The organism is Geminocystis sp. CENA526, assembly GCF_050753365.1.
Taxonomy (GTDB): Bacteria; Cyanobacteriota; Cyanobacteriia; order Cyanobacteriales; family Cyanobacteriaceae; genus Geminocystis.
Genome location: NZ_JBLZFY010000151.1, coordinates 1 through 6,932 on the forward strand (window position 1 = coordinate 1; position 6,932 = coordinate 6,932).

At 35.4% G+C, this 6,932-nt stretch carries 10 protein-coding genes and 1 pseudogene; 8 read left to right on the plus strand and 3 right to left on the minus strand.

Annotated features, from left to right (window positions below; genetic code table 11):
* A pseudogene (locus ACN4EE_RS21315) lies at positions 1–123 on the plus strand (DUF4277 domain-containing protein); the annotation flags it as partial.
* Here ACN4EE_RS21315 and ACN4EE_RS21320 read toward each other — a convergent pair.
* From ACN4EE_RS21320 to ACN4EE_RS21330, 3 genes are all read right to left on the minus strand, one after another.
* The gene (locus ACN4EE_RS21320) at positions 88–333 is read right to left on the minus strand and encodes a helix-turn-helix domain-containing protein (RefSeq protein ID WP_431708520.1); all 246 of its coding nucleotides are present in this window, start codon (positions 331–333) and stop codon (positions 88–90) included. The pseudogene ACN4EE_RS21315 and the gene ACN4EE_RS21320 overlap by 36 nt on opposite strands.
* Before the next feature lie 194 nt (positions 334–527).
* Positions 528–1,592, minus strand: a complete 1,065-nt coding sequence (recA, locus tag ACN4EE_RS21325) for a recombinase RecA (protein WP_431708530.1) — start codon at positions 1,590–1,592, stop codon at positions 528–530.
* A 246-nt stretch (positions 1,593–1,838) separates the two neighbouring features.
* Positions 1,839–2,045, minus strand: a complete 207-nt coding sequence (locus ACN4EE_RS21330; protein ID WP_431708521.1) for a hypothetical protein — start codon at positions 2,043–2,045, stop codon at positions 1,839–1,841.
* Between the two features lie 186 nt (positions 2,046–2,231).
* Between ACN4EE_RS21330 and ACN4EE_RS21335 the strand changes: the two genes are divergently transcribed.
* The 7 genes from ACN4EE_RS21335 to hpnI all read left to right on the plus strand — a co-directional run bounded on the left by ACN4EE_RS21335 (position 2,232) and on the right by hpnI (position 6,817).
* Positions 2,232–2,519: a type II toxin-antitoxin system TacA family antitoxin gene (locus ACN4EE_RS21335; protein WP_431708523.1), complete on the plus strand. Its 288-nt coding sequence runs from the start codon at positions 2,232–2,234 to the stop codon at positions 2,517–2,519.
* Positions 2,510–3,016, plus strand: a complete 507-nt coding sequence (locus ACN4EE_RS21340; RefSeq protein ID WP_431708524.1) for a GNAT family N-acetyltransferase — start codon at positions 2,510–2,512, stop codon at positions 3,014–3,016. The genes ACN4EE_RS21335 and ACN4EE_RS21340 overlap by 10 nt, the downstream gene beginning before the upstream one ends.
* A gap of 161 nt (positions 3,017–3,177) precedes the next feature.
* Positions 3,178–3,405: a photosystem I reaction center subunit IV gene (locus ACN4EE_RS21345; protein WP_431708525.1), complete on the plus strand. Its 228-nt coding sequence runs from the start codon at positions 3,178–3,180 to the stop codon at positions 3,403–3,405.
* Between the two features lie 33 nt (positions 3,406–3,438).
* Complete coding sequence (locus tag ACN4EE_RS21350) at positions 3,439–4,284, plus strand: DNA-formamidopyrimidine glycosylase (protein ID WP_431708526.1); 846 nt, start codon at positions 3,439–3,441, stop codon at positions 4,282–4,284.
* 76 nt (positions 4,285–4,360) lie between these two features.
* Positions 4,361–5,452 (plus strand): redox-regulated ATPase YchF, encoded by a 1,092-nt coding sequence (gene ychF / locus ACN4EE_RS21355; RefSeq protein WP_431708527.1) that lies wholly within the window; start codon positions 4,361–4,363, stop codon positions 5,450–5,452.
* A complete protein-coding gene (locus ACN4EE_RS21360; protein ID WP_431708528.1) occupies positions 5,445–5,582 on the plus strand; it encodes a hypothetical protein in 138 nt (45 codons plus the stop codon). Before ychF ends, ACN4EE_RS21360 begins: the two co-directional genes overlap by 8 nt.
* A gap of 95 nt (positions 5,583–5,677) precedes the next feature.
* Positions 5,678–6,817 (plus strand): bacteriohopanetetrol glucosamine biosynthesis glycosyltransferase HpnI, encoded by a 1,140-nt coding sequence (gene hpnI, locus ACN4EE_RS21365; protein WP_431708529.1) that lies wholly within the window; start codon positions 5,678–5,680, stop codon positions 6,815–6,817.
* The last annotated feature ends 115 nt before the right edge of the window (positions 6,818–6,932 follow it).

Genomic DNA, 6,932 nt, shown 5'->3' on the forward strand with positions numbered 1-6,932 from the left:
GGACTAGGGTTTATTTCTCGTCCCCTTTATCTATTTCCACAGTTTTTTGAAGACAAAGCAACGGAACATTTAATCGGAAAAGGAGTATTACCTAAACATTTGAATGATGATAGAATTGGTCGAAAATAATACAGTTTGTTCAGAATTTATTTTTGGTGGTCTTCCGCCAGAATATCGAGGTTTGAGTTCTCCTGTTTCTTTGTATCGCTTGAGTATTTTTTGAACAAAACTTTTTGCCACACCAAAAATTTTGGCTAATTGACGAATAGACAATTGTTGGTTTTCACGAGCCTGGATAATTTTTTGTCTTAAATCCAAAGAATAAGGACGCATTACATTAATGTTGATATAGTCAAAAATTTTCTTCTAAAATTGTACCTCATCTTTTTGATAAACGCTATATCATTGATTTTCTAATCAGAAAAAATAGCTAGATTTTTTGTCAATTATCGTTTTGAGTTAAATCAAATTTTGAGAATGAAAACGCCCTGCTTCGGTTGGTGGGCAATGCCCACCCTACATAAGTTTTATTCGTCCATGACTTCAAAATCGTCCTCTGAGTCATCACTAGCACTGTCAAAACTGACATTATTAATTTCTAACTCTGCCTTAACTTTCTGTTCGATCGAACTAGCAATTTCGGGATTCTCCTCCAGATATTTCACCGCATTATCTCGCCCTTGGGCAATATTATCGCCCTCATAACTATACCATGCGCCTTTACGAGTAACAGTATTAGTTTTTTCGGCTAAATCCAATAAACAACCGATGCGAGAAATCCCCGAACCGAAAATAATATCAAACTCTGCAATACGAAAAGGAGGTGCAACCTTATTTTTTGCCACCTTCACCTTTGCCCTAATACCATACTCTCCTTCAGTACCCTTTTTCAAAGTTTGGATGCGACGAATATCTAACCTAACAGAAGCATAAAATTTTAAAGCTGTTCCTCCAGTGGTGACTTCTGGACTACCATAACTAATACCAATTTTCTGACGTAACTGATTCAAGAAAATAACCGTAGAGCCTGATTTCCCGATATTTCCTGCAATTTTTCTTAAGGCTTTACTCATCAAACGGGCTTGTAAACCCACCTGTAAATCCCCCATTTCTCCCTCAATTTCGGCACGAGGTACTAAAGCCGCTACCGAGTCAATGACAACTATGTCAACAGCAGAACTACGCACTAATTGATCCACAATTTCAAGGGCAGATTCCCCGTTGTCGGGTTGAGCTACCAATAAATTATCAATATCAACTCCTAAAGCCTGAGAATAATTAGGGTCTAAAGCGTGTTCAGCATCCACGAAAGCCGCAATACCACCGGCTTTTTGAACTTCGGCGATAGCATGAAGTGCAAGAGTTGTTTTCCCAGAACTTTCAGGTCCATAAATTTCAATAATACGTCCTTTTGGTAAACCACCACCGAGGGCAAGATCAAGGGTTAAAGCACCACTGGAGATGGTTTCTACCTTCATTTTAGAAGCATCCCCCAGACGCATAATAGAACCTTTACCGAAGTTTCGTTCTATTTGAGTTAAAACAACATTTAACGCCTTTTCTTTATCAGATTTATCAGAATTTTGTGCCATTGTACTGGTAGCCATAAGCTAATCGTTTTATTTAACTTTATCAATATAATTTAAACTTAGTATCTATGTCAGAAATTTTCAATCTTTTAGTACATAGGTATCAATATATTAACTTATTTTTGAGAGAATGGGGGGAATTTTTACAAAAAGTTAAAATTTTATCCTTGAGTTAAGGATTCCAAAATTCTATACCGTCAAAAACACCTAAATCTTTATAATCGATCGTCCATAAGACAAATCGTTTCATTAACGGCTATTTATATTGGTAGAAGCATCCGCAGGGGCATTTTTAACTATTCCTGCTAATTTTAATAACCCTGTACCATTACGAGAGCGTAACTTTTCTTTTAATGCTATTTGTATCACATTAGAAAGATTTTCTTGAGGATGCTGTTTCAAATAATTACTTAATTCTTTCCAGAGTTCATCAGGAATATATAAGGTTTTTTCCATGACATTATAGTTTAGGTTAAGTATCACTAATATCCTAGCTCATCATTAGTTCATATTTTTCACCTCAATCATAAATATCCCGGTATTGAGATTTTAGAAAAAAAACAACTAATCTTGCCTTAAGTTATTTTCTTGACATATTATAAAATTGTTTATACAATGTGAATACTAATAGCTAAAATCACCATGAAAGTTAGTAAAGCACAAAAAAATAAACGCTCAGAAACCATCAATCTAAGAATAGAATCAAGTCATAAAGATTTAATCGACTTAGCTGCCAATGTCACGGGCAAAACTCGCACTGCATTTATGTTAGATGCCGCCTATCAAAAAGCCCAAGAAACTTTACTCGACAGACGTTTATTTTACTTAAATGAAAAACAATGGGAAACTTTTAATCAACTTTTAGAGACTTCCCCAACGGATAACGAACAATTATCTCATTTACTCAACCATAAAGCACCGTGGGAATAAAATATAACACACCAACGCCCTTAAAACCATTCCATAACATTACAGACTTTGATTGTGGGCAACCCTTACTTAATGATTGGTTACGAGAAAAGGCTTATGAAAATGAGTTAAAGGGGGCTTCTCGTACTTATGTTATTTGTTATGAGAATAAAGTAATTGCTTATTATTCTTTAGCGACAGGAAGCATTACTAGAAAAATTGCTCACGGAAGTATAAGAAGAAATATGCCTGAACCTATACCTGTGATGGTTTTAGGAAGATTAGCTGTTGATATTAATTATCAAGGCAGTGGTATCGGCTTTGGTTTAGTCAAAAACGCAGTTTTGCGAACTTTACAAGCGTCTGAGATTGCAGGAATTAGAGCTATTTTAGTTCATGCTTTAGATGAATCGGCAAAACAATTTTATCAAAATAAATGTGGCTTTAAAGTTTCTCCTGTTAATCCTTTAACTTTGATGGTGACATTAAGCGAAGTGAAAAACAAACTTAATCTTTAGTATAGAGAATATCAATTTTATATATACTGGCTTGTATAACAAATGACTTTTTAATTACATTTTACTTAATAAAACTTAAACAAAAATTCATGTCAGAAAGGCAAACAAGTAGTAATCTGTTATTTAATGGTCATTTTTTTAAGAGAATATTAAATTAACCTATGGCAATTCAACGTGGTTCAAAAGTAAGAATTTTACGCAAAGAGTCCTACTGGTATAAAGATGTGGGAACTGTTGCTAGTGTGGACAAAAGCGGTATCATTTACCCTGTAATTGTCCGTTTCGATAAAGTTAACTATAGCGGTTTAAGTGGTAGCCCCGGTGGTATTAACACTAATAACTTTGCTGAAAGTGAGCTAGAAGAAGTTTCCGCTCCTGCGAAAAAATAATCTAGTTTGAATCCATTGCACAAGGCTTAATTTATGCCTGAATTACCTGAAGTAGAAACAGTGTGTCGGGGGCTAAATAAAGCAACCTCCGAACTCACTATTATTGGTGCTGAGGTTTTGTTATCTCGCAGTTTGGCTTATCCTGATGTGGACGTTACATTAACCCAAGGGATTAAGTCTCGGAAAATTGTGACTTGGCATAGACGGGGGAAGTATTTGTTGGCTCAGTTGTCTCAAGGATGGCTTGGGGTACATTTGCGCATGACGGGTCAATTATTGTGGTTAAATCAAGATATTCCTTTACATAAACATACTCGCCTTCGTTTTTTCTTTGAGGATAATCGAGAGTTGCGTTTTGTGGATACTAGAACTTTTGGCAAGGTGTGGTTTATTCCCGATAATGAAGCCCCTGAAAGCATTATTACGGGTTTACAAAAGCTCGGTTGTGAGCCTTTTTCGCCTGATTTTTCTGAAGATTATTTTCGATCGAAATTAAGTAAAAGTCGTCGCCCCATTAAAACGGTTTTACTGGATCAAGGCATTGTTGCGGGGATAGGAAATATTTACGCTGATGAGTCTCTGTTCAAATCTAATATTCATCCTCTGACTTTGGCTTGTGATTTAACATTTTCCCAAGTTTCAGCCCTGAGAGTAGCGATTATCGAAGTGTTAGAAAAAGCCATCGAGGCTGGGGGTACAAGTTTTAGCGACTTTCTACAAATAACGGGGGTAAATGGTAATTATGGCGGTATGGCTTGGGTTTATGGTAGAAAAGGGCAACCCTGTCGATTATGTAGTACATCAATAGAAAAAATGAAGTTGTCAGGTCGATCGAGCCATTTTTGCCCTCAATGTCAAAAGGCAAGAGGCAAGAGGTAAGAGTTTGACTTTGATAGAAAGTGCAAGTTAGGTGATAATGGAGTCTTGACCAATATTCAAAATTACTATATTTATTATGTTAAGAGCAGGAATTGTGGGATTGCCTAATGTGGGTAAATCCACGTTATTTAACGCCGTAGTTGCTAATGCGAAGGCGGATGCCGCAAACTTCCCTTTTTGCACGATCGAGCCTAATGTGGGTGTTGTAGCCGTGCCTGATGAACGTTTGGATGTCTTAGCTAAAATCTCTAAAAGTGTTAAAATTGTACCCACTCGTATTGAATTTGTGGACATCGCAGGATTAGTCAAAGGCGCATCCAAGGGGGAGGGTTTAGGGAATCAATTTCTGGCAAATATTAGGGAAGTGGATGCCATTGTCCATGTGGTAAGATGTTTCGATGATGATGATATTATCCACGTTTCTGGTTCAGTTGATCCCATTAGGGATATAGAAGTTATCAATTTAGAGTTAGCCTTAGCCGACTTAACCCAAGTTGAGAAGCGAGTAGAGAGGTTAAGAAAACAGGCGAAGAATAGCAAAGAAGCCGCCGAAGAAATGGAAATTTTAGAGCGCATTTTGCCCATTCTTAACGATGGTAAACCTGCGAGATTGTTAGAATTAACCCCAGAGGAGGAAGTTATCATTAAGCCTTTGGGATTATTAACCTCCAAGCCTGTCATCTATGCCGCTAATGTCACCGATGAAGATTTAGCCACTGGTAACGAATGGGTAGAGCAAGTTAAACAACAAGTAGCCTCTGAAAATGCTAAAGTGGTGGTAGTTTCGGCGCAAGTAGAATCAGAGTTAGTAGAGTTATCTCCCGAAGAAAAAGCCGAGTTTTTGGACTCTTTAGGGGTGAAAGAAGGAGGGTTGCAGTCGTTAATTAAAGCTACCTACGAATTACTCGGATTGCGTACCTATCTTACCACAGGGGAGACAGAAACCAGAGCATGGACTATCATAGCAGGAATGAAAGCGCCTCAAGCGGCAGGAGTTATTCACACTGATTTTGAAAGGGGTTTTATCCGCGCGGAAACTGTTGCTTATGAAGATTTAGTGAAAACTGGTAGCATGGCGGCGGCAAAAGAGCAAGGTTTGGTTCGATCGGAAGGAAAAGAGTATATTGTAAAAGAGGGAGATGTTATGTTATTCCGCTTTAATGTTTAGAAAAGTAGGGAAGAGGGAAAAGGGAAAAGGGAAGAGGGAAGAGGGAAAAGGGAAGAGGGAAGAGGGAAAAGGGAAGAGGGAAGAGGGAAGAGGGAAGAGGGAAGAGGGAAGAGGGAAGAGGGAAAAGTGATTAAAATTGATTTTTTGTTTTATCTTCTTTGTATTAATGTATAGATTTTATATCTCAGTTTAGGGTAATAGGGAATAGGAAATAATAAAAAGATTATGCTTAATTTATTATCGATAATTTTTGGAATATTAACTTTAGGCTCGATCGTCTATTATTTATATAGTTTGTATTCGTGCCATAGTTTTTTTTCTTTAGAAAATAAGATTAATCCACACTTTTCTCCTTCTATTTCTATCCTTAAACCTTTATGGGGTTTAGAGACAAATTTAGAAAAAAATTTAACCTCTTTTATTAATCAAGATTATCCTGATTATCAAATTGTTTTTTGTGTTAGAGATAAAGATGATCCTGTGATATTATTAGTAGAAAAATTAATCGCTAAATATCCACAGCAAGATTTAAAATTAGTCGTGTTCGATCGAATTATTGGTTATAACTATAAAGTGAGTAATTTAGCCAATGGATTAAAATATTGTCACCATGATTTAATCTTAATAGCAGATAGTGATATAGAAGTAAAAGAAGACTATTTAAAAACCATAGTGCAACCTTTTCAAGATAAAAAAGTAGGAGTTGTGACTTGTTTATATCAATCTTTTGCCGATAATTATACGGGGATTATTGAATCTTTAGGAGTAGCCTGTAATTTTATCCCGAATGTATTAATTGCCCGAAATTTAGAAGGAGTCAAATTTGCTTTTGGTTCGACTATTTTGATGAGAAAAAAAGTATTAGAAGAAATCGGGAGTTTTGAGAGAATAGCTAATAGTTTAGCCGATGATTTTTTACTAGGAAATTTACCAACAAAATTAGGTTATCAAACAGTTTTAGTTAACTATATAGTTAATCATGGCATAGAAAAAGAAAGTTTTAATCAATATTTACAAAGACAAATTCGCTGGTTTCGTTGTATTAAATTTTCTCGTTTTCAAGGTTATATAGGTATGATTTTCACCTATGGAATTGTAAATAGTATCTTGTTTGCTTTGTTCAATTCATTTAATTTATTGAGTAGTTTATTATTAATTATCCTCTTTAGTTTTAAATTAATTATTGGGTATCAACTAGGATTTAAGTATTTAAACAATCAAAATATTAAAGAATACTTAGGGTTAATTTTTATAGTGGAGATAATTAGGTTTTATATCTGGTTAATTGGTTTATTTGGTAATAAAATTATCTGGAAAAACCAATCATTTAGTATTAATTCTAAGGGGGAATTATTTAGATGTTAATTCTTAATTCTTAATTCTTAATTCTTAATTCTTCACTAAGGAATGAGGATTTAATAAAATATAAAAGTTTATTTTAAGAGATTGCTTCAGGTTGCTTCGTTGCCTCGCAACGCTA